General features: G+C 67.3%; 13 protein-coding genes. 3 read left to right on the top strand and 10 right to left on the bottom strand.

Annotation, left to right across the window (positions count from 1 at the left end; genetic code table 11):
- Positions 1-3: 3 nt before the first annotated feature.
- The 6 genes from AB0N82_RS08585 to AB0N82_RS08610 form a co-directional block, all read right to left on the bottom strand.
- The gene (locus AB0N82_RS08585; RefSeq protein WP_363390417.1) at positions 4-1,464 is read right to left on the bottom strand and encodes an MFS transporter; all 1,461 of its coding nucleotides are present in this window, start codon (positions 1,462-1,464) and stop codon (positions 4-6) included.
- Positions 1,465-1,685: 221 nt separating this feature from the next.
- On the bottom strand, positions 1,686-2,822 hold the full coding sequence (locus AB0N82_RS08590; protein WP_363390420.1) for a hypothetical protein: 1,137 nt from the start codon (positions 2,820-2,822) through the stop codon (positions 1,686-1,688).
- A 108-nt stretch (positions 2,823-2,930) separates the two neighbouring features.
- Positions 2,931-4,001 (bottom strand): extracellular solute-binding protein, encoded by a 1,071-nt coding sequence (locus AB0N82_RS08595; RefSeq protein WP_363390423.1) that lies wholly within the window; start codon positions 3,999-4,001, stop codon positions 2,931-2,933.
- Between the two features lie 93 nt (positions 4,002-4,094).
- Complete coding sequence (locus AB0N82_RS08600; RefSeq protein ID WP_315995057.1) at positions 4,095-5,087, bottom strand: ABC transporter ATP-binding protein; 993 nt, start codon at positions 5,085-5,087, stop codon at positions 4,095-4,097.
- Positions 5,084-5,881, bottom strand: a complete 798-nt coding sequence (locus tag AB0N82_RS08605) for an ABC transporter permease (RefSeq protein ID WP_315995058.1) — start codon at positions 5,879-5,881, stop codon at positions 5,084-5,086. The genes AB0N82_RS08600 and AB0N82_RS08605 overlap by 4 nt, the downstream gene beginning before the upstream one ends.
- On the bottom strand, positions 5,878-6,699 hold the full coding sequence (locus AB0N82_RS08610) for an ABC transporter permease (protein ID WP_315995059.1): 822 nt from the start codon (positions 6,697-6,699) through the stop codon (positions 5,878-5,880). The genes AB0N82_RS08605 and AB0N82_RS08610 overlap by 4 nt, the downstream gene beginning before the upstream one ends.
- 187 nt (positions 6,700-6,886) lie before the next feature.
- Between AB0N82_RS08610 and AB0N82_RS08615 the strand changes: the two genes are divergently transcribed.
- Complete coding sequence (locus AB0N82_RS08615; RefSeq protein ID WP_363390428.1) at positions 6,887-7,852, top strand: LacI family DNA-binding transcriptional regulator; 966 nt, start codon at positions 6,887-6,889, stop codon at positions 7,850-7,852.
- Positions 7,853-7,907: 55 nt separating this feature from the next.
- Here AB0N82_RS08615 and AB0N82_RS08620 read toward each other — a convergent pair whose 3' ends face one another.
- Both AB0N82_RS08620 and AB0N82_RS08625 read right to left on the bottom strand, forming a co-directional pair.
- Positions 7,908-9,014, bottom strand: coding sequence for an acyl-CoA desaturase (locus tag AB0N82_RS08620; RefSeq protein ID WP_363390431.1), 1,107 nt, complete (start codon positions 9,012-9,014; stop codon positions 7,908-7,910).
- A gap of 195 nt (positions 9,015-9,209) precedes the next feature.
- A complete protein-coding gene (locus tag AB0N82_RS08625; RefSeq protein ID WP_363390434.1) occupies positions 9,210-10,298 on the bottom strand; it encodes a serine/threonine-protein kinase in 1,089 nt (362 codons plus the stop codon).
- Between the two features lie 195 nt (positions 10,299-10,493).
- On the opposite strand from AB0N82_RS08625, the gene AB0N82_RS08630 reads away from it, so the two are divergent.
- Positions 10,494-11,156: an ArsR family transcriptional regulator gene (locus tag AB0N82_RS08630; protein WP_363390437.1), complete on the top strand. Its 663-nt coding sequence runs from the start codon at positions 10,494-10,496 to the stop codon at positions 11,154-11,156.
- A gap of 233 nt (positions 11,157-11,389) precedes the next feature.
- Positions 11,390-12,772, top strand: coding sequence for an aminotransferase class V-fold PLP-dependent enzyme (locus AB0N82_RS08635; protein ID WP_363390440.1), 1,383 nt, complete (start codon positions 11,390-11,392; stop codon positions 12,770-12,772).
- Positions 12,773-13,869: 1,097 nt separating this feature from the next.
- Here the strand turns inward: AB0N82_RS08635 and AB0N82_RS08640 are convergent.
- Positions 13,870-18,045 carry a family 78 glycoside hydrolase catalytic domain gene (locus AB0N82_RS08640; RefSeq protein ID WP_363390443.1) on the bottom strand — a complete coding sequence of 1,392 codons (4,176 nt, stop codon included), beginning with the start codon at positions 18,043-18,045 and terminating at the stop codon, positions 13,870-13,872.
- A gap of 317 nt (positions 18,046-18,362) precedes the next feature.
- Positions 18,363-19,862 (bottom strand): ATP-binding protein, encoded by a 1,500-nt coding sequence (locus AB0N82_RS08645; RefSeq protein ID WP_363390446.1) that lies wholly within the window; start codon positions 19,860-19,862, stop codon positions 18,363-18,365.
- Positions 19,863-20,525: the final 663 nt, after the last annotated feature.

The raw sequence follows: 20,525 nt of genomic DNA on the forward strand, positions 1-20,525 counted from the left end.
GCGCTACCGCGCCCGCGACCGCCGCACCTCGACGCCGCTGAGGACGGCGGCGGCCGCCGAGAAGACGACCGACACGGCGAGGGCGACCGTGAGGGCGTCGGCGAAGACGCTCGGATCGGGCGCCGGGGAGCCCGGCCCCGACGCGCGCGTCGCCCCTGCCAGCACGAGGACGAAACTCGTACCGAGCACCGTCTGGCCGATCGAGGCGCCCACGCGCTGAGCGGTCTGCACCACCCCTCCGGCGACGCCGCCGCGCGCGGGGTCGACCTCGGCCAGGGTGAGCGTCTGGTTCGGCGTCACGATCGCCCCGCCTGCGACGCCGAGGACGAAGAGCGGCACGCACAGGCGCAGGATGACGCCGGTCGCATCGGTCGCCTCGGGCGCGGCTCGGACGACGAGGCCGAGCACGACCGTCACGAGCGTGAAGAGCGACACGGCCCCGAGCAGGAGGGGTCTGCCGACGCGTGACACGAAGCGGCCGGCGACGGGCGCCCCGAAGACCGTGCCGACGGCGTAGGCCGTGACACCCAGGGCCGACTGCAGGGCGGTGAAACCCAGACCGTCCTGGTAGTACAACGCGAGTACGAGCGGGATCCCGGTGTTGCTGCAGAAGAACACCACCGCGAACACGACCCCGATCACGAACGACCGCGTGCGGAACAGGCGGAGATCCACCAGAGGGGCGGCGTCCGTCCGCGTCAGACGAGCCTCGTGGCGGACGAAGGCGACGAGCAGTCCGGCCGCCGGGACGAGCAGGAGGAGCGAGATGGTCCCCCCCGCCTGGCCCGTCTCGACGATCGGGAAGAGCAGGCAGAGAAGTCCCGCCCCCAGCAGCACGACGCCGAGCAGGTCGAGCCGTCGTCCCGCGTCCGGCGCCACCGGCGCGTCCGCGGCCACCCAGCGCCGCGCGAGCAGCACCGCCGCGACGCCGATCGGCACGTTGATGAAGAACACGAGACGCCAGCCGTCGGCTTCGCCGCCCACGGCGATCAGCAGGCCCGCCACCACCGGCCCCAGCGCGGTACCCGCGCCCACTGTGAGGCCGAGCCGCCCGAAGGCCCTGCCCCTCTCGAGCGGGGGGAACGCGTTCTGGATGTAGCCCGACACCTGCGGCCCGATCATGCCGCCGAAGATCCCCTGCACCACACGCGCGGCGATGAGCACCTCGGGCGTCGGGGCGAGCCCCACCAGGGCGCTCGCGACCACGAAGCCCAGCATGGACGCCACGAACATGCGCCGGCGCCCGCGACCGTCGCCGAGCCGGCCGCCGATCACCGGGACGAGACCGAAGGCCAGGACGTAGCCCGTGATGACCCACTGCAGCTCGCTCGCCCCGGCGCCCGTCGACCGCCCGATCGAGGGGAGCGCGACGTTGGTGACGCTGAGGTCGAGGAGCGACGCGAACTGCCCCATCAGCAGCACGGCCAGCGCGCGCCACCGCCGCGGGTCTGCGGATGCCGTCATCGCTCGAGGACGCGACGGACCGACGTCGTCGACCCGCTGGTCGCACCCTGCGTCATCCGCGCCTCCCCGGTTCCCAGGTCCAGGCTACGTCCGACCAGGGTGGCCGAGCCTCTGCGACGTCGGCAAAGCGACCGGAGTGAGCACGATGAGCGCGACACGGGCGGGGACTGATGTGCCGCCGCCCGGCGACGGCTCAGCAACGCGCCGACCACGGCGACGGCTCAACGCTGGGCCGCACCGGGGACGAGCCCGAACTCCTCGTCGAGGGAGGCGATCTCGGCGGTGAACGACTCCACGAGCCGCGCGTGCTCCTCGCCCGGCAACCACGACGCCTCTGCAGAGGCGAGCGCCATGCGCCGCACCTCGGCATGCGAGGCGCCGATCTGCTCGGACACGATCGCGTACTCCTGAGCGAGGGTGGTCGGGAACATCCCGGGGTCGTCGGAGCACGGGATGACGTTGAGCCCCGCGTCGATCATCGCCGCGATGGACGCGCGGCGCCACGGCCGCCACGATCGTCGCGACGTCGTGGAGGCGACGGTGAACGCCACCTGCTGCTCGCGCAGGCGGGCGACGACCGCGTCGTCCTCGAGCACGTAGTACCCGTGGTCGATGCGGTCGCAGCCCAGCACGTCGAGGCACGTGAGGGTGTTGACGGCGGTGGGCGCGTGCTCCGAGGAGTGCGCCGTCCGGCGCAGCCCCGCCTCGCCGGCCAGCCGGTAGGCATCGACGAAACGCTCGGGGGGACCGGCCGTCTCGAGGTTGTCGAGTCCGATGCCCGCGACGTACTCGTGCGGGTTGTCGACGACGCGGCGGACGACCTCGAGGGCCTCCGCACCGCTGCGACTGCGGTCGATGCCCTGGATCATCCGTCCCGACATTCCGAAGTCGCGCTCGGCGCGGCGGATCCCCTCGGCGTAGGCCTCGACCGCCCCGGTGTACCCGAGTGACGACAGGTGCGGCGGGAGGGCGTCGAAGAACAACTCGAGGTGGCGCGTACCGCTTCGCCGGTGGGCGTCTTCGAACGCCTCGTAGACGATGCGCGTGAGGTCGTCGGCGTCGCGCAGCACCTCGACCACCCAGTTGGACACCTGGAAGAGCGAGTACGACACCTCGGGCTCGTCGACCCCGCGTCCCTGCGGTACCGGGATGCGGGTGTTCTCGTACAGCGCCGGGTCGGGCGGGAGGGAGTTGATGTCGGCGAAGATGCGCTCCGGGTCGTCCGGCAGCGCCAGCCGCTCCCGCCGCGCGAGTTCCGCGAAGGTCGCGGGACGCACGGTGCCGATGAGGTGGCAGTGCAGATCGGCCTTGGGCAGGCGGCGGAGGTAGTCGGCGGGGAGGGGCGATGCGGAGGTCATGGAGCCGTTCGAGCGTCGAGGAGCAAAGGGGTCCCGCCCATCGCGGTGGGGCCGCGATGGGCGGGCGGCCGCCGGGGTGGGGGGAACTCCGGCGGCCGGTCGGGGGGGTCAGCGCGAGGAGACCTCGCGGGCGAAGCGCTCCACCCACTGGGCGCGGTTGGGCAGCACCTCGGCGGGGTCCAGGGTGGCGTAGCCGGCGGCCACCGGGTCGGCTGCGATGTCGCCCACGACCGCGGTGATCTCCTCGGGGATCTCCGCGTCGAGGGCGACCGGCAGGTCGCCGACGATCTTCGCCGAGGCGCTCTGCGCCTCGACCGAGAGCAGGTAGTCGATGAAAGCGTGGGCGCCGTCGAGGTTGGGGGCGCCGGAGGGGATCATGGCGCGGTTGGTCGCCATGTAGCGCCCCTCGGTCGGCGCCGTCCAGGCGACCGGCTCGCCCGAGGCGATCAGGGTGGTCGCGAACCCGCTCAGCGAGTCGGCGGCGACGATCTCGCCCTGGGTCAGCAGGTTCGTCACCTCGGTCGACGAGGTGTAGAACTGCAGGATGCCGGGGGCCCAGCCGCCGAGCGTGGTGTACGCCGAGTCGACGTCGTACGGTCCGGAGCCGTACACCGAGGCGACGCCCGAGACCGCGAGCTGTCCTGCGGTGACCGAGATGTCGGGGAAGGCCAGACGACCGGCGAGAGCGGGGTCGGCGTAGAGGGACCAGTCCGCGGCCTGCGCGGCGGTGACCTGATCGGTGTTGTAGATCGTTCCGTTCAGCTGGTAGCTGTAGGCCGGGCCGTCGAAGCCCTCCTCGGTGGCGAAGTCGGCGATGTTCGCCAGGTTCGGCACATCGGACTCGTCGAAGCTCTGGAAGAGGTCCTGTTCCTGGCCCTGCGCGGCGAAGGTGTCGGAGATCAGCATCACGTCGATGCCGGGATCACCGGCGGCGAGCTGCAGCTGCGAGAGACGGTCGGCGTTGCTGCCGGTCTCGACCTCGACGGCGATGCCGGTCTTCTCCGTGAAGGGGTCGATGATCGCCTGCTGGAACTGCTCGACACCGAAGGGGAACGTGCTGACGACGATGGTGTCGCTCGAGGCGGCGTCGTCGCTCGAGCCGGAGCAACCGGTGGCGACGAGAGCGGTGGCGACGAAGACGGACGAGGCCGCGAGCAGGCGGCGGGTGGGGCGGGTCATGCGGGTTCCTCTCGTGCGGCGGCGGAGCCGCGGCTGCGGTGCAGGTGTGTACGGGTGGGGCAGGACGGGGTGGTGCTGTTGCGGGTGGTGCTGTCAGGCGGCGAGGCGGATCAGGCGCGATGCGGCCGCCGAGACGGTCACACGGTCGCCCGGGCGGGCTGTGACCGCTTCGTCGCGGACGTCGGCCATCAGACGGACGGCTTCACCCTGCGCGTCGACGGTGTCGACCGTCACGAGCCGGTCCACGCCGCGGTAGGCGACATCGACGACGGTGCCGTCGAGGGTGAGAGCCCCGGCGGTCGCGAGACCGTCGATCTCGAGGTGCTCGGGACGGATCGTCGCGGTCGCGCCGTCGGACAGGACGAGGAAGTTCTCGTACCCGAGGAACTCGGCCACGAAGCGGTTCGCCGGGGCGGTGAACACCTCGGTCGGTGCCCCTTCCTGCATGATGCGTCCCTCGCGCATGAGGACCATGCGGTCCGACATCTCCAGCGCCTCGTCCTGGTCATGCGTGACCAGCACGACCGTGAGGCCGGTCTCCGCCTGGATGCGACGGATCTCGGCGCGCATCTGCACACGAAGCCGCGCGTCGAGGTTCGACAGCGGCTCGTCGAGGAGGAGGAGCGTCGGGCGGATGGCGATCGCGCGGGCGAGGGCGACGCGCTGCTGCTGCCCGCCCGAGAGCTTCTTGGGCCGGCTGGCGGCGAGATGCCCCAGCCCGACCAGATCGAGGGCTTCAGCGACGCGGCGCGTCCGCTCCGGCCCGGCGACCTTGCGCAGCTTCAGGCCGTAGCCGACGTTCTCCGCGACGCTCATGTGGGGGAAGAGCGCGTACGACTGGAACACCATGCCCAGGCCCCGTCGCTCGGGCGGGGTGCGCGTGGCATCCGTCCCCGCGATCATGATGCGCCCCGAGGTGGGCTGCGTGTACCCCGCGAGCATGCGCAGCGATGTGGTCTTGCCGCAGCCGCTCGGCCCGAGCAGAGTCGTGAGCTGACCGGTCGGGATGGAGAGGTCGATCGCATCGACGGCCGTGAAGTCGCCGAAGCGCTGGGTGACCCCGACGAATTCTGCTGCAGTGGTCATCGGTTGATCCCTCCGAAGATGCGGGCGAAGCCGACGGTGCGTTCGGCGATGACGGCCACGACGACGGTGCCCGCCAGGATGATGGTGCTGGTCGCCGCGACCATGGGGTCGTAGCTCTGCTGCACGTAGTCGAGCATCGTGACGGGCAGTGTGCGGAAGTCCCGGCTCTGAAGCAGCAGCGACAGCGGAACGTTGTTGAACGACGTGACGAAACTCAGCAGCCCCGCCGAGAAGATGCCGGGCCGAAGGAGGGGCAGTGTCACCGTGAAGAACGCCCGCAGGGGCGACGCCCCGAGACCGCGAGCGGCCTCTTCGACGCTGGGATCGGCCAGCGCGAGAGAGGCTCCGGTCACCCGCACGGCGTACGGGAGCATCAGCACGGTGTGGCCGATCAGGAGCACCGGGAAGTTGTCGAGGCGCAGCCCGATGATGAGCTGCTGGTAGAGCGCCAGCCCGACGACGAGCTCGGGGACGATGAGCGGCGAGAGGAAGAGACCCTCGACGATGCCCTTGCCGGGCAGGCGCCCGCGGTGGATCGCCAGGGTGACCGGCACGCCGATCGCGAGGGCGAGGATCGTCGCCAGCAGTGCGAGCTCGAGGCTGGACACCAGCGCCGAGGTGAACGGCTTGTAGGCGAAGGCCGCGCCGAACCAGCGCAACGAGAAGCCCTCGGGAGGGAAGCGCAGCGTTCGCCCGCCGGTGAAGGCGGTCGCCACGACGAACAGGATCGGCACGATCATGACGATGTAGCCGGCGACGGCGAGGGATGCCGCGACGGGACGCGAGGTCTTCACGAGGTCGCCCCCCGTCGTCCGGCGATGGCCGACAGGCCCGACACGGCGAAGACGAGGACCGTCATGATGATGGCCGTAGCGCTGGCCGCGGCCCAGTCGATCGTGACGCTGGAGTACGAGTAGAGCTGTGTCGACAGCATCCGCTGGCTGGATCCTCCGAGCAGGTACGGCGTCGTGTACGCGGTGACGCTGCCGGCGAAGACGAGCGTGGCCGCGACCACCATGCCGGGGGCCGACAGGGGCACCACGATCCCCCAGAAGGTGCGGGTACGCCCGGCGCCCAGACCGCGCGCCGCGTCATCGAGACCGGGGTCGACCTGCGCGACGGCCGAGTAGCAGGAGATGATCGCCAGAGGCAGGAACAGCTGAGTGAGACCGAGCACGATCGCGAGTTCCGTGTACAGCAGCTGCGGCGCCCTCTCGACGAGGCCGAGGCCCACGAGGAGCTGCCCGATGGCCCCGTTCGAGCCGAGCAGGACCAGCCAACCGAAGGTGCGGACGACGTTGCTGAGCAGCAGGGGGAAGATCGCGAGGGCGAGCAGGACGCCGGCCCACCGCGAGGTGGACCGCGCCAACAGGTAGGCGATCGGGAAGCCGAGCACGATGCAGACCACGGTGACGATGAGGCCGAGACCGACCGTGCGACCGATGATCGCGAGGTCGTAGGGGTCAGTCAGCATGCGGCTGAGCCGGTCGAGGATGTCGAGCGGGCTGACCCCCGGCGGGGCGAAGAGCATCGCCACCGAGGGGATCAGGAAGCCCACCAGCAGCAGCGCCAGCCCGGGGAGGGCGAGCAGTCCGGTGCGGCGTGAGAGCACGGGCCGACTCCGATCATGAGGGGTTGCAACCGGTTGCGCAACCGGTTGTTACCACCGTAGGGGGCGGCGAGTCGCTCACGCGACCTCCCGTGTAAACAGCGTGTAAAACGCGGACGCAACCGGTTGTGGCCGCTCAGTAGGATGAACGGACTGCGCGCGGTGCTCGCGTCTGTCGGAAGGGGGCGCAGTGACCACGCTGGCCGATGTCGCCGCTCTTGCCGGGGTGGCCAAGTCGACCGCTTCGCGTGCGCTCGGCCGCCCCGACCTCGTCGCCCCCGACACCGTGGCACGGGTGCGTGCCGCCGCCCTACAGCTGGGCTTCGTCCCCAATCGCACCGCGAGCCACCTCGCCCGCGGCAGCAGCGGGATCGTCGCCCTCGTCGTCCCGACGCTCGACAACGCGTTCTTCACCCCCATCGTCGCGGGGGCGCAGTCTCGCGCGCGTGAATCCGACCTTCAGCTCACCGTGGCGGTGCACCGCCTCGACGACGCCGACGACCTCGTCGAGTTCGAGCGCCTCGCGCGACAGGTCGACGGCTGCGTCCTCGTCGCGCCGCGCGGGCCTGACGAGATCGTGCAGGCGGCCGCCGTCTTCGGCCCCACCGTGCTCGTGGACCGCGAGATCCAGGGCATGACCTCCATCGTCGCCGACACGGCGAGCGCCTTCGCCGATCTCGCCGCCCGCTTCGCCGACACCGGTCATCGCGCCATCGCCTACCTCGGCGGCCCGGAGGGCTCGTGGCAGGACGCGCAGCGCAGCGCCGCGATCGCTCGCGCCGTCGCGGACCGCGCGCAACTGACGACGCTCGGTCCCTTCCCCGCGACCTTCGCCGCGGGGGTCGCCGCCACCGATGCGGTCGTGGCCTCCGGTGCGACCGCGGTGGTCCCCTACGCGACCTCGATCGGGCTCGGCCTCGTCTTCGCCCTGCGCGCCCGGGGTGTGTCCTCACCCGGGGAGATCGTGGTGAGCGCGGAACGCCTGGTGGCCGAGGCGATCGGCGCCGACGAGGTGCCCGCGATCGACGTCGACGGCGAGCAGCTCGGCCGCGAGGCCATGACCGCCCTCGTCGATCTCCTCACCTCGGGAGTGGATGCCGGCGAAACGCTCCGACTGCCCGTGTCGGTGCACTGGCCGGAGTCGTCCCCGGTCTGAGCCGACGGCCGCAGCCCACCCCCGACGGCCACCTCGATGGTCCGCGCGGGGCGCGTCAGGCGCGCGCGGCCGCCGAGGTCATCGGGCACTCGAAGGGATCGCGCGCGGCCAGGCCCACGCGGTTGAGGTACCGGATGACGATTCCGTACGACTGCAGCAGCGTGGTCTCCACGTAGGGCACGTCGAGCGTCTTGCTGTGCTCCTTGACGATCGCCCGGGCGCGGCTGAGGTGCGGGCGCGGCATGTTCGGGAACAGGTGGTGCTCGATCTGGTAGTTGAGTCCGCCCATCAGCCACGTCGCCCACCAGCCGCCGGTGATGTTGCGCGAGGTGCGCACCTGCTTGCTGAAGAAGTCGAGTTTGGCGTTCGGCGCGATCACGGCCATGCCCTTGTGGTTCGGAGCGAAAGACGCCCCCATGTAGACCCCGAAGACGGCGAGCTGCACGCCGAGGAACGCGAACGCCATGCCGATCGGGAGGAAGACGAAGACGGGCGCGACGAACACGGCGAAGCGCAGCGCAATGATGCCCAGCTCGCTCCACCGCCCCTTCACCTCTCCGCGCGAGAAGAGGTGGCGGAAGGCGTGCGCGTGCAGGTTCGCGCCCTCGAGCGTGAGCAGCGGGAAGAACAGCCACCCCTGGCGACGCGTGATCCAGCGGCGCAGGCCGCGCGCGGTCGCGGCATCCTCGTCGACGAAGGAGATCGTGTCGACCTCGATGTCGGGGTCCTTGCCCACGCGGTTCGGGTTGGCGTGGTGGCGGGTGTGCTTCGACGTCCACCACGACAGGCTGATGCCCACGACGCCGGCAGCGAGCCACAGGGCCAGGCGGTCGTTGGCGCGTCCCGACGCGAAGATCTGCTTGTGCGCCGCCTCGTGGGCGAGGAAGGCGACCTGGGTGAAGAGGATGCCGAGAGCGGCGGCGATCAGCAGCTGGAACCAGCTGTCCCCGAGAAGGACGAAACCGGTGATCGCCCCGCCGAAGCCGAGGGCGAGCACCGTGCCGACCAGCGCATAGAAGCGGCGGGCACGCGTGAGCAGTCCCGTCTCGCGGACGACCTGCGACAATTCCGTGTACGCCTTGGCCATCGGGGGGAAGTCGGCCGTTCCCTTGTAGGTCTGGCGGATCGGTCCCATCCGGGATTCGATGACGGGTGCAGCCATGGCATGCTCCTCGGTTCTGGGTGACCGCTAAGGCCGGAAGCCATGGGCGGATGCCGAGGACTGAGGTCGACGCTACGTCGTGCATATGCGCATGGCTGCATACACGCTCCTCGCGAGTCCCGGAAAGACGCGGTTCGGCGACCGGGCGCACCGGAGAAGGTCAGACGATTGCCAGCTACGGCCGGCGAGGCGTGGTCAGCGCGCGTGCGTGACCCAGGCCCAGATGGGCGGGCGCCGCCGCCGCGTGTTCGCCTCGCGCGATTGCGTCACGGCGCGCAAGGCCGGCACCGGCTCCGACTCCGGCACCGGCTTCGACTCTGGGTCGACTTCGGACGAGGAGACATCGGGGACGGGGATCGCTCCGCCGCCATCGGCGCCCTGCCGGAGCTCGACCGCGACGGCGACGACGTCTGCCGCCGACGGACGTCGAGCCGGATCGGGGTCCGTCATCGCGGTGAGGAGCACCTCCCACCCGTAGCCGAACCGCGAGGGGATGACGGGATCGAAATCGAGAGGCGCGAGAAGGACGTGCTGCGCCGCTCCCCCGAGCACCGGGCTCTCACCGGTCAACGCCTCCACGGCCAGGAGGCCGAGGGCGTAGATGTCGGCGGCGGCGCCGGGCGCCTCCCCGCGCAGTTGCTCCGGCGGCAGGTAGTCCTCGTCGTCGGTGGAAGCGTCGTCGACCGCGGCGCCGGCACCACCGGACAGGAGGTGGGCGACGCCGAAGTCGGCGAGCACCGCGACGAACGGCCGGTGGGCGTTTCGGACGGGACGCAGCAGGATGTGCGATGACGTGAGGTGGTGGTGGACGATGCCCACCTCGTGAACGGCGTCGAGTCCGCGTGCGAGATCCTCGATCAGCCCGGCGACCAGGAGCGGCGCGAGCGGTCCGCCGTCGTCGAGGCGTTCGCGCAGGGATGGACCGTTGATGAACTCGGTCACGAGATAGCCGCGGCCGTCGCGTCCGAGATGGGCGTCGTAGAGCGTGATGAGCGCCGGGTGATCGAGGGCGGCCAGGACGCGGGCCCCCTCCAGCCGACGCGGGGCCTCGGTCGCGGTCGCGGGGTCGAGGGGGAAGACCTTCACGACGACGTCGCGCGCGAGGATGTCGTCGCGCGCGCGGAAGACGTGGCCGTCGACCCCCCGGCGGCCGAGGGGCCCCGCGACCCGATAGCGCCCCGCGAAGACCGTGGCGAGGCCCGCAGGCAGTGACGCCGCGGCATCCTGTTCGCGTTGCGCCCGGAGCGCTCGCCGACCGCCGTCGCCCTGCGCAGCCATGGTCATCGGCTTCTTTCGACACGCGGCGTGATCCGCCGCCCGACGCGCCGCTGCCGCATGAGAAACTCCTCTTGCCCCGAGGGTGTGAGAGACCGCAACGGGCGCACTATTGGGGGGCGCCCGCCCGTTGCGGTCGCTCAAAGGCTACTGAGTAAAAGTGATTTCCGCTGACGGATGACAGACCGGGCGGACGGGGGCATAATGGACGATCTTCGACGGCGCGCTGAGGCCTTCGCCGCTCTCGGAGACCCGGGACGTCTGCGCATCGTCGATCTGCTCGCGATGGGCGACATGTCGTCGAGCGAGATCGCGTCCGTGCTGGGGATGAAGTCGAACCTCGTCGCCTTCCACGCCAACGTGCTCGAAGACCGCGGGATCGCGCGGCGCGTGCCATCCGAGTCGGACGGGCGTCGCAGCTATCTGCAGCTCGTTCCCGAAGCGTTCTCCGACCTCACCCTCGCCCCACGGAAGGTCCAGGGCCGGGTGCTCTTCGTCTGCACGGCGAATTCCGCCCGTTCTCAACTGGCCCGCGCCATCTGGGAGGCCCACAGCGCGATTCCGGCGGAGTCGGCGGGGACGAACCCCGGCGAACGCGTGCACGCCGGCGCCGTCGCCGCGGCGGTCCGGCACGATCTGCGCCTCGACGACCGCGTCCGCCCCCGGTCCCTCAGCGACGTCGCCCGGCCCGGAGACTTCGTCATCAGCGTCTGCGACCACGCGCACGAGGCCCTCGGCGGTCGCGACGACGTGCACTGGTCGATCCGCGACCCCGCCCGGACCGGCAGCGACGAGGATTTCGACCGGACGGTCGGCGAGTTGCGCTCGCGCATCGCGCGGGTCGCCCCGCAGCTCACCGCGGCGTGAGGCCTCTTCGCGAGGCCCGTCCCGCACGCGCCGTCGGGAAGCCCGCCTCACCGGCGTCCGGCATCCCGATCCCCGCCCACCACTCGTGCGGCTCCTCGTTCCTGCGATGACGACGGCGAATTAAGCTGACTCCCACGAGCCGATCGCCACCCGCCCCGCGCTCTCACACCCCTGTCGACGCCGACGCCGCCTCCCGTCGCGGCCGCGATCGGCATCCTGATCCGGGGGTTTCGATGACCCACTCCCCCGCCGCGCGCATGCACGAGGTCAGCGACGAGACTCGCGCCATCGTCGACATGGTGCTCGAGTACTCCCGGGGTCGGCTCACGTCCGAGGACACGCCGCTCGACAAGCCGCTGCCGGCCGCCGAACTGCGGCGCCTCGCGGGCCGCACCATCGATGAGAAGGGCATCGGTGCGCGCAAGGCGCTCGGGATCTTCGAGCACGTCCTCGCCCCCGCGTGCATCACGACCGACGACCCGCGCTACCTCTCGTTCATCCCGAGCGCGCCCACCAAGGCCGCGGCCGCATTCGACCTCGTCGTCTCGGCCAGCGCGCTCTACGGCGGCTCGTGGCTCGAAGGAGCCGGCGCCGTGCACGCCGAGAACGAGGTGCTGCGGTGGCTCGCCGCCGAGTTCGGACTCCCCGAGGGCGCGGGAGGCGTCTTCGTCCAGGGCGGGACGCTGGGCAACCTGTCCGCCCTCGTCGCCGCTCGCGAGGCGGCGCGTGATCGGCTCGCGGATGCCGGCAGCCCCCGCCCCGACGCCTGGCGCGTGGTCTGCAGCGTCGAGGCGCACTCCTCGATCGCCTCCGCGGCGCGCGTGATGGACGTCGAGGTCGTCGGCGTGCCCGTGGGTGCCGACGGCGTGCTGCGCGGAGACGCCGTGCGCGCCGCCCTCGACGAGCACGGAGACAGCGTCTTCGCCGTGGTCGCGACCGCCGGCTCCACCAACTTCGGCATCGTCGATGACATCGCCGACATCGCCCGCGCGGTCGAGGGCACCGACGTGTGGCTGCACGTCGACGGTGCGTACGGACTCACCGGCATGCTCTCCCCGCGGGCTCGGCACCGGTTCGCCGGCGTCGAGCACGCCGACTCCCTCGTGGTCGACCCGCACAAGTGGCTGTTCGCCCCCTTCGACGCGTGCGCGCTCATCTACCGCGACCCCGAGCTCGGCCGCCGTGCCCACACGCAGCACGCCGAGTACCTCGACACCCTCACCGAGACGAGCGACTGGAGCCCGTCGGACTTCGCCGCCCACCTCACGCGCCGCGCCCGCGGGCTGCCCCTGTGGTTCTCGCTCGCCACTTACGGCGCGGCGGTCTACCGCGAGGCCATCACCACCGCGATCGACCTCGCCGAGCGCATCGCCGACGAGATCGACGGACGCGCCGAGCTCACGCTGGTCCGCCGCCCCCAGCTCGGGGTCGTGGTCTTCGAGCGCGTCGGGTGGGCGAAGGCCGACTACGACCGCTGGTCGGCGCAGCTGCTCGATGGGCAGCACGCCTTCGTGACCCCCTCGAGCCACGCCGGACGCGTCAACGCGCGCTTCGCGATCCTGAATCCGCGGACGACGTTCGACGATCTGGTGGGGATCCTCGACACGATGATGTGACGATGCCGCGGCTCGACCCGTGCACGACGGCGGGGATCACGCTCGACACGCCGATGCGCCCGGCCGCCCCTGCGGCGTGTCCGGGGCGGATCCCGCCGCTGTGCTTGCCGTGCATGCGCGGCTCCGCGTCGGCGTCGACGCCCAGCGACGGTCGCGCGGACCGGGAATGAGAAAAGCCCCGGCGAACCGGGGCTTTCTCGACATCTGTAGGCCCAGTACACCGCAACTCGAATAAATCGGCTCTTCTGCCGCCACCCCTGGCGGAACTACAGAAACTGGCTGGTCTATCGCCAGATTCGATAGCCGAACACTCGCCCTCAGAGCATCCGCCTCGGCTCCTGCGCCGTCGGCTCAATCCTGCACTCGTCGCTGAGATCGTGGAGAAGTATCAGTCCGGCGCGACGACACCAGCTCTCTGTACCGAGTACAGCCTCTCGAAGGGCGGAGTACTAGAACTACTCCGCGACGAAGGTGCTCAGCTTCGCTGCCAGCCACTCACCGACGAGCAGGTCCGCGAAGCCACTGCACTTTATGGCGACGGCAAGTCGCTCGCAGCAATCGCCAAGCACTTCGACGTCAGCTACAACGGCGTACGCCAAGCCTTCGTTCGGGCAGGTATTCAGCGCCGGCCTCGCGGAGGGAGTCGAACCTAGGCAACTCGAATAAATCAGACCTGCTTCCGCCAGCTCTCCGCGACCTCGAGAAGTTGGCCGCACTGGCCGTCTTGGCGCCCGCCACGCTGGCGGCAGATGGCGCGCCAGCGTGGCGTCTGGGTTGAAGACTCGGCGCGGATACTCGCTCGGAGACTGCTGCCAAATACTGCGGGGACGCCACGACTCCAGCCCTGTGCTCGGAGTACAGCTTGTCGAAGTCTGGCGTTCTGAAACTCCTCCGGGATGAAGGGGTCGAGCTTCGACGTCGGCCTTGACGGACAGTCAAGTCCGACGTGCCATCCAGCCCGAAGCGGCTTCCAGCGATTGTAGGCGTCTTACGCCGGGGGGGCTTACCCGGATGGGGGACCGGAGCTCCGCCGTCCGCTCACCTCGGCGAGTCGGTTCGCGTGATACGAATCGCCGAGGTGAGCTGGCCGTGAGCTGTTATTTCACCTTTACCACCATGGTCTCGGATGAAGTCTCCCCCACAGCATTCACCAAGATCAGCGTATAGCGATAACTTCCTGCTGCCCGACCGGTGACGAATGTGGTCGTCTTCTGGGCGGCCGGCGTAGCGGATGTGAGTGACTTCTCGTCGATGAGGACATCATTCTCAAGAAGACGATACGAGGTAGCGTTCGTCCCCCACCACATATCACCCGTGACAGTGTAGGCACCGTCTCCATCCCAGTTGTCGTTACTCAGGACGGCTTTGCCTGGGGCGGCATTAGTCACCTGGACGACCAAAGACTTCGTTGCCGTTGAGCCTCTGGCATTAATCAGCTCACCAGTGTACGTGTAGGTACCGTTTGCTTTACCTTCGACCAATACACTCACCTTCTGCGCCTTCGGCGTCTCTGGGCTGGGGTAATCGGTCGCGATAAGTTTGCCGTTCTCATACAGCCGGAACATGCCGCCATTTGAGCCCCACCACATATCCATCACGACGCTATAGGTACCGCCACGCAGACCTGTTGTGTGGCCTTGGTCGGTCGAAAGCACGCCGACTCCGGGTGCGGATTTGCTGCCTTCTTCAGGGAAGACGGTCACAGTGGTGGTGACCTCGGTGCTGAGCCCAGCATTGTCGACGGCGCGCGCGGTGATGACAACATCCCCTCGACGACCCTTGAGATCGATCGATTGGGTGGCGTCGACCACTTGGTCGTCGACGGTCGCGGTGAACGAGCGCACACCATACCCGTCATCCGTGGCGAGTATCTTCAGCGGCTGGTTGTCCGGGATCAGAGATCCGGTGTCGGGCAGGCCGGTGACGATCGGAGCAGTCTCGTCCATTGGTGAGGTCGGGCCTCCGTCCGGGCACGCATCAAGCAGACGCTCGTCGGTCCGCGGGCCGGTGCCGGGCTCAAGGCTCAGCACGTGGCAACCGGCGGGCACATCGTCCACCCGCAGATACCCGCGTTCCCATGTCGCCGGGGTCGCACGACCGTCCAGGTAGACAATCGGTTCGCGATCTTCGGCTGCTCCAGGAACGAAGGCGCGCGCAACGGTGTTTCCAGGGACGTGGACAGCGATGTCGGTTCGCCCGTCGTGAGTGTGGTGGGCGACGCCAATCGAACCCTTCAGGGTGGGTAGTCGAACTGATGCCCATTCGACAGCGGCTGGTTGGGGACGGACGTCGAAGGCCGCATAGCCCGGAACTGTGGGGCGAATTCCAAACATGCCTTGCGGAATGTTGTACGCCGGCGATGCAGCCCAAGGGTGAGAGTACGTCAGATTACCTTTGAGAGTAGAGTCCCAGGCTTCAGCGGTCGCCCCCGCGCCTTTGTTTATCATGTTCATCCAGCTTCGCAGTCCGGTACTCGTAAGCATCGCGTGCGCAACATCGGCTCGGTCCCCGTCGTAGAGCGCCTCAAGGACGAAGGCCGCGCAGTACACGCTGCATGCCATTCCCCGCGACTCGATGTATGACGCAGCCTGCGCCGCGCGCTGTTCGTCGGCAAGACCAAAGGCCGTTGCGAATACCGTTGCCTGGATCGCGAAATGATCGATCGATGAGCCGTCGGCATTGAGCCCGTCGCGCCATGCCCCCTTCGTTGTGTCGAAAAGACGCTCATTGGCCGCCGAACGCAGACGTTGGGCAATCGCGGTGAACTCTGCGGCATCGTCATTTTTACCCAGCGCGGTCGCGATAGCAGCCATGTCGACGTAGCTCTGATGGCCTATGGCGTTGATGACCGTGTTGTACGGCCGGAAGACGTAGCCGTCCCGCTCGCTGCCGGGCCAGTCGACGATGTCACAATCCGTGCAGCTGTTGGCTCCGTTCGATCCGGAGTTCTTGCGAATCAGACCTGTACTTGGTTCAACCCAGCGAGTAGGAAGCTTTGCCTTGAGACTGTTGTAATTCCGGGCCAACGCAGTGGTATCACCAGTTTGCGTGTAACTGTCGTGGAACGCGAGGATGGTATACATGGGCCATTCCGTGGGCCACGTTCGACCGGTCAGAAGGTACTCCAACGAGTAGTTGCCGAGTGTGGGATCGTCTGAAACGTAGAAGTTCGCCATCATTTGCAGATACGAGTCGGCTTCGTAGGCGTCGCGTTCTCGCGTCCAGGAGTCGACATATAGGTTGTGGTTCGTCGCGTCTACCGTGTGACGTGACAGCTCCCACACCTTGACCAAGTTGTCATCGGACGAGGAGAACGCTGCACCCTCGGGGTCAAACGGATAAACTTGTGCCAGCGCAGGGAAGTCGTTTGCGGTCAGACCTGTCGGGGCCCCTTGGACCTCCGCGTAGCGAAATACTCGCATTCCCCACGTCTCGAGCTGCTGACGTCCGTCGCGAAGAGTCCACTTGTCCTGGTAGGTGTTGCCGGTGTTCATCGCAAATCGCACGGTTTCCGGAGCGGACAGCACTTCACCGAAACGCAGGTCAAGGATCTGACCATTGACTCCTTCGAGGTCGAGGCTCAGCCCGCCGATCCAGGTACGTCCGTAATCGAGGAAGTAGTTGCCCGGCGATTTCTCGACGATCCGCTCGGGCAGCTGCAACTGTTGCGTCACTTTGGCGGTCGGAGTTGCTTCGAGATCGGAGAAAACGTTCTTGGCTTCAGCCCGCGTCCACCGCGAGTCGTCGAAGCCAGGCTCCGAGAACCCAGTGGGGTATGACGCGGCATTGATGTTTTCTTTCGGAGCTGTGAAGTATTGGGTGCCGATACTGCCGGCCGCGGGGAATACCCGACTGCCATTGAGCGTTTTCCAATCCGTCGTCGTACCGAACGTTTCGCGGGAACCATCGGAATACTCGACCACAAGGTGAGACTGAAAGCGCTTGTCAGTCGTCGTGTAGGCGAGAGCACCGAGGCTGTTGGTTGTCCCGCGTCGCAGGAGGCCGGTCACGTCGAAGCCGTCGTACCTCGTCTCACGCGCAATCGGCTGCGTCGGCCCCAGGCCGACGAACTCCCCGTTCAACCACATCTTGTACACGAACTGACGGGTGGGTGCAGTAGAAGCTGCGGTGGCGTAAACAGTAGCCCAAGCAATATCTTTATCGGCGATGTCTACATCACCGCGGAAGAAAGCCCAGTCGGTGGACCCCGCCGAGTAAATGCAGTTCTGACCGGACCCTACGGCAAGGCGGCCGTCCACCGTCAACGCACACGGAAAATCCGCGGACGCAGCGTCGAAGTTGTCTGAGTACAGAGAGCCACCATCCGCTGAAGTCACCCGAAGATTATCCCAGGAATTTCTTTCTGAGCCTCCGGTGCGGAATCCTAAGTAACCTGTCGCGTAAGAGTCAGGCACGGCCGTTTCGTCGATCTTTCGGTCGTTGAGGAACGTGCTGATGCGGTTTCCGGACGCAATGATCTTGAACCTGTAAGTGGTGCCATTGATCAAAGACTCGCCCAACGGGACAGACTTCAGCTGCGTGAACGAGTTTCCCGCGCGGGTGTGTGGCGCAAGAGTATTGGCTCCGTTCCCACGAAACTGCCACATTAGATAGTTGCTTGAATCCCGAGCTCGCAGAACGATCGTTGCGTTCTGCGCTTCCACCCGGAAATCGCCCTCCACGGTGTAATCCGACCATGTGGCTGCGTTCGGGGCCCAAATAGGTGTCGTTCCCGTCCATTCATCCGTTGCCGTCCCGAAGCGAGACGGAGCGGACCACGGGGACACAACATCGCCATCCCAGGTGCGGACCCGCCATACGTATCCTTCCGCAGGCGTGAGAGCGGGACCGGCGTAGGCGACGTTGGTACTGGCTGAAGATTCGACTCGCGCGGAATCCCAAACTGGGGCGCGAGACAGATCAGACTCGTTCAACGCGAGCTGTACCTGGTAGGCGCTCTGACGTGCAGAGCCCACGCGCCATCCGAGTAGGGGTGCCGACAGATCGGCGACATCGCGGGGTGAGGGCAATTGATTGACAGTCAGCGATTCTGGCGCCTCCGAGGACTCCATCGCCACAGCCACATCGCCACCCGACAGCGGGGACACGCCAGGAACGGTCACTGACGCGAGCAGGACGGCCATAGTCAACACACCGATTCGGCGCAGGCTTAGTTTCATCAACGGGCTCCTTCGTCCGGTGAAACGTTTCAGGTTGCGTCGAATGTACACTGGACTGCGCATGAGGGCAACGAACCTGAAGAACATCGCCATCGTTCAGGAATTTTCGCGTCGAACTCAAGCAAGCCGACTACTGGTGCGGGCGTCCGCTGCCGGGATCACCGATGATCAAGACGGAAGCTTGAGAGACACGTGGCAGCCACCAACGACGCACTTCACGACGCCGACGACCGGCGGCATTCGATGAGCATGAGGACGGTCTACGGTTGTGGCGCGTCACCGCATCGGTAGCACCGCGAGGCGCGGCTCCTCACCTTGGCCCAGCACCAGACCGCGGCCGTGCGGCAGCATCTTCCCGACCGATTCCTGCGACTTCGACCCGGGTTTTACACTTGACCGCACCGCTTGAGTCACCCCAGCTGCTCAGCCATTCCGTCGCTGGCGCGAATGCGCAACGTGAAGGCGACGCCCGACGGCGTGTTTGCGACGGTGATGGCACCGCCGCTCGCCTTCATTATCGACCGACTGACCGCGAGTCCAATCCCCGTACCCGGAGTACTGTTCTTGACATTCGTTCCGCGGTAGAAGCGGTCGAAGATCCGTTCCATGTCGAGTGGCTCGATGGACGGCCCATCATTTCCCACCGAGACCTCGACGAAAGAGTGCGCAACCACGGCGGAAACTCTGATGGTACTGCCCCCAGGTGAATACTTCACGGCATTACCTAGCACATTCCCTAGCGCCTCGACAAACCCGTCTCTATCCATGAGACCTGTAAGGCTTGCGGGCACGTCGACGATCCACTTTCGTGCGACACCGTCTTGCGTTCCTCGGGCGACGTCGACGCCAGACTCGATCAAGTCACTCAAATCCAACCGCTCTATCCGCGCCTCCGTGAGGTCCCGCATGCCGTTCAGCATCGATGAGCTGAGCGCTATCAAGTGTTCGGCGTTGCGCGCGATAACTCGGAGGGGACCGCGCACTTCCGGGGCAGCCTCGCGGTCGACAATCATGTCGACATAGCCGACGATCGAGGTCAACGGCGTGCGCAGCTGATGAGACAGCGTCGCCATCGCATCTTCTCGTTCGCGCGCCGCTCTCACAATCTCCGTCACATCCTGAGCGATGAGTGCTGAACCCATGTCGGAAGCGTCTTCGCGACGCAACTGACGGCCAGATACGAGAATCGCAGACTGATCCCCCGGCGGACCTACCCAGATGAGTTCCGAGTCGATCTCGCGTCCATCGAGGAAGCGATTTAGAGGTTGCGCGTCCTCGGGCAATAACGTGGATTGGTCCTTGCCATATATCTGACTGTCCGTACGCTCTGATGCGCCTCCCGAGTAGCCACCCAGAACGCTGAGGCGCTGATTCTTGAGGAGTGGCTTTCTGTCGACGTCGAGGATGAGTATCCCTGCATTGACTGTGTCAGCAAATGAACGAAGGATGAGCGAAAGCCGTTCGACATCATCCAAAGCGGCGCTCCGTTTAGCAATAGCGCTGTCACGTTCAGCGCTAGCGCGAAGATAGCGACGAGCGATTACATAGCCAAGGACGGCGGAGAGCGGTATGACGACCGCAAAGGCCATCGCTGAGGCCAATTCTCCTTCATTCCCTCCGACGAGAACGAGAGGGGCGAACGCAATTGCGTATGACCCCAAGATCGCTACCACGAGACCCAGTCGCCCGCCAACCATTGCCAGCCAAACGGCCGGCACGCTTGCCAGCGCGGCAGAGGCCTGCAGCTCCGGGTAAAGCGCCGCCGATAGATAGCCAACCCCAGTCAGATTCAACGTTGCCATGACTGACTGCCAACGAACATGGATTCGTTCCCACGGCATCGAAACACTAGCGACGGTCGCCAAGAGAATGAGGCCAGCCCCCGCACAAAGCGGCAGTCGGTCGATCACTAAACCGCAACTCAAGGCGACCGCCACAATGAGCGCAGAACAGACGGTGACCGGTAACTGAGTCCTGACCAGAAGACCGAGACGCGGCCATCGGTCGGATGAAATGGCTAGCGTGTGCGGCACCCCAATGTGTCCCCTCTAGCGTGTACGGCCTGCGTGCGCACACGCAGTTGGAGAACTATATAGGAGTCGCCCCCTATGGTGGGGCCCCGCACGCGCGGCCGCTGCTGGCCTAGACGGAACCTCGGTCACGCGCCAGCGGTGAGATGACACCAGAGCCCTCCCCCAGAAGTAGGTCCAGCCCACCGCAACTCGAACGGATCGGTACTTCTGCCGCCACCCCCGGTCGAACTGCTCAAATTAGCTTGCCTAGTACCGCATAAGGCTCTCTCAATCTCACCCCCAGAGCGGTCGCCTGCGCTCCTGCCGCGGCGACTCGATCCTGCGCTCGTCGCTGAGATCGTCAAGAAGGATCAGTCCGACGCGACGACCCCGTCACTCTGCTTACCGAGTACACCCTCTCTAACGGCGGCCTGCTGAAACTGCTCCGAGACGAAGACGCCCAGCTGCGCTGTCAGCCGCTCGCAGACGACCAGGTCCGTCAAGTCACCGCGCTATAGACCAACAGCGCGTACCTCGCAGCTTTCGCCACCTAGTTCGACG

It is taken from the genome of Microbacterium sp. NPDC089186, assembly GCF_040685115.1.
GTDB classification, from domain to species: Bacteria; Actinomycetota; Actinomycetes; order Actinomycetales; family Microbacteriaceae; genus Microbacterium; species Microbacterium galbum.

What these genes read in the sequence shown, in the direction of transcription:
- AB0N82_RS08585 (WP_363390417.1), bottom strand. Translation starts at nt 1,464, where the DNA reads ATGACGGCATCCGCAGACCCGCGGCGGTGGCGCGCGCTGGCCGTGCTG.
- AB0N82_RS08590 (WP_363390420.1), bottom strand. Translation starts at nt 2,822, where the DNA reads ATGACCTCCGCATCGCCCCTCCCCGCCGACTACCTCCGCCGCCTGCCC.
- AB0N82_RS08595 (WP_363390423.1), bottom strand. Translation starts at nt 4,001, where the DNA reads ATGACCCGCCCCACCCGCCGCCTGCTCGCGGCCTCGTCCGTCTTCGTC.
- AB0N82_RS08600 (WP_315995057.1), bottom strand. Translation starts at nt 5,087, where the DNA reads ATGACCACTGCAGCAGAATTCGTCGGGGTCACCCAGCGCTTCGGCGAC.
- AB0N82_RS08620 (WP_363390431.1), bottom strand. Translation starts at nt 9,014, where the DNA reads ATGGCTGCACCCGTCATCGAATCCCGGATGGGACCGATCCGCCAGACC.
- AB0N82_RS08625 (WP_363390434.1), bottom strand. Translation starts at nt 10,298, where the DNA reads ATGACCATGGCTGCGCAGGGCGACGGCGGTCGGCGAGCGCTCCGGGCG.
- AB0N82_RS08630 (WP_363390437.1), top strand. Translation starts at nt 10,494, where the DNA reads ATGGACGATCTTCGACGGCGCGCTGAGGCCTTCGCCGCTCTCGGAGAC.
- AB0N82_RS08635 (WP_363390440.1), top strand. Translation starts at nt 11,390, where the DNA reads ATGACCCACTCCCCCGCCGCGCGCATGCACGAGGTCAGCGACGAGACT.
- AB0N82_RS08640 (WP_363390443.1), bottom strand. Translation starts at nt 18,045, where the DNA reads ATGGCGATGTTCTTCAGGTTCGTTGCCCTCATGCGCAGTCCAGTGTAC.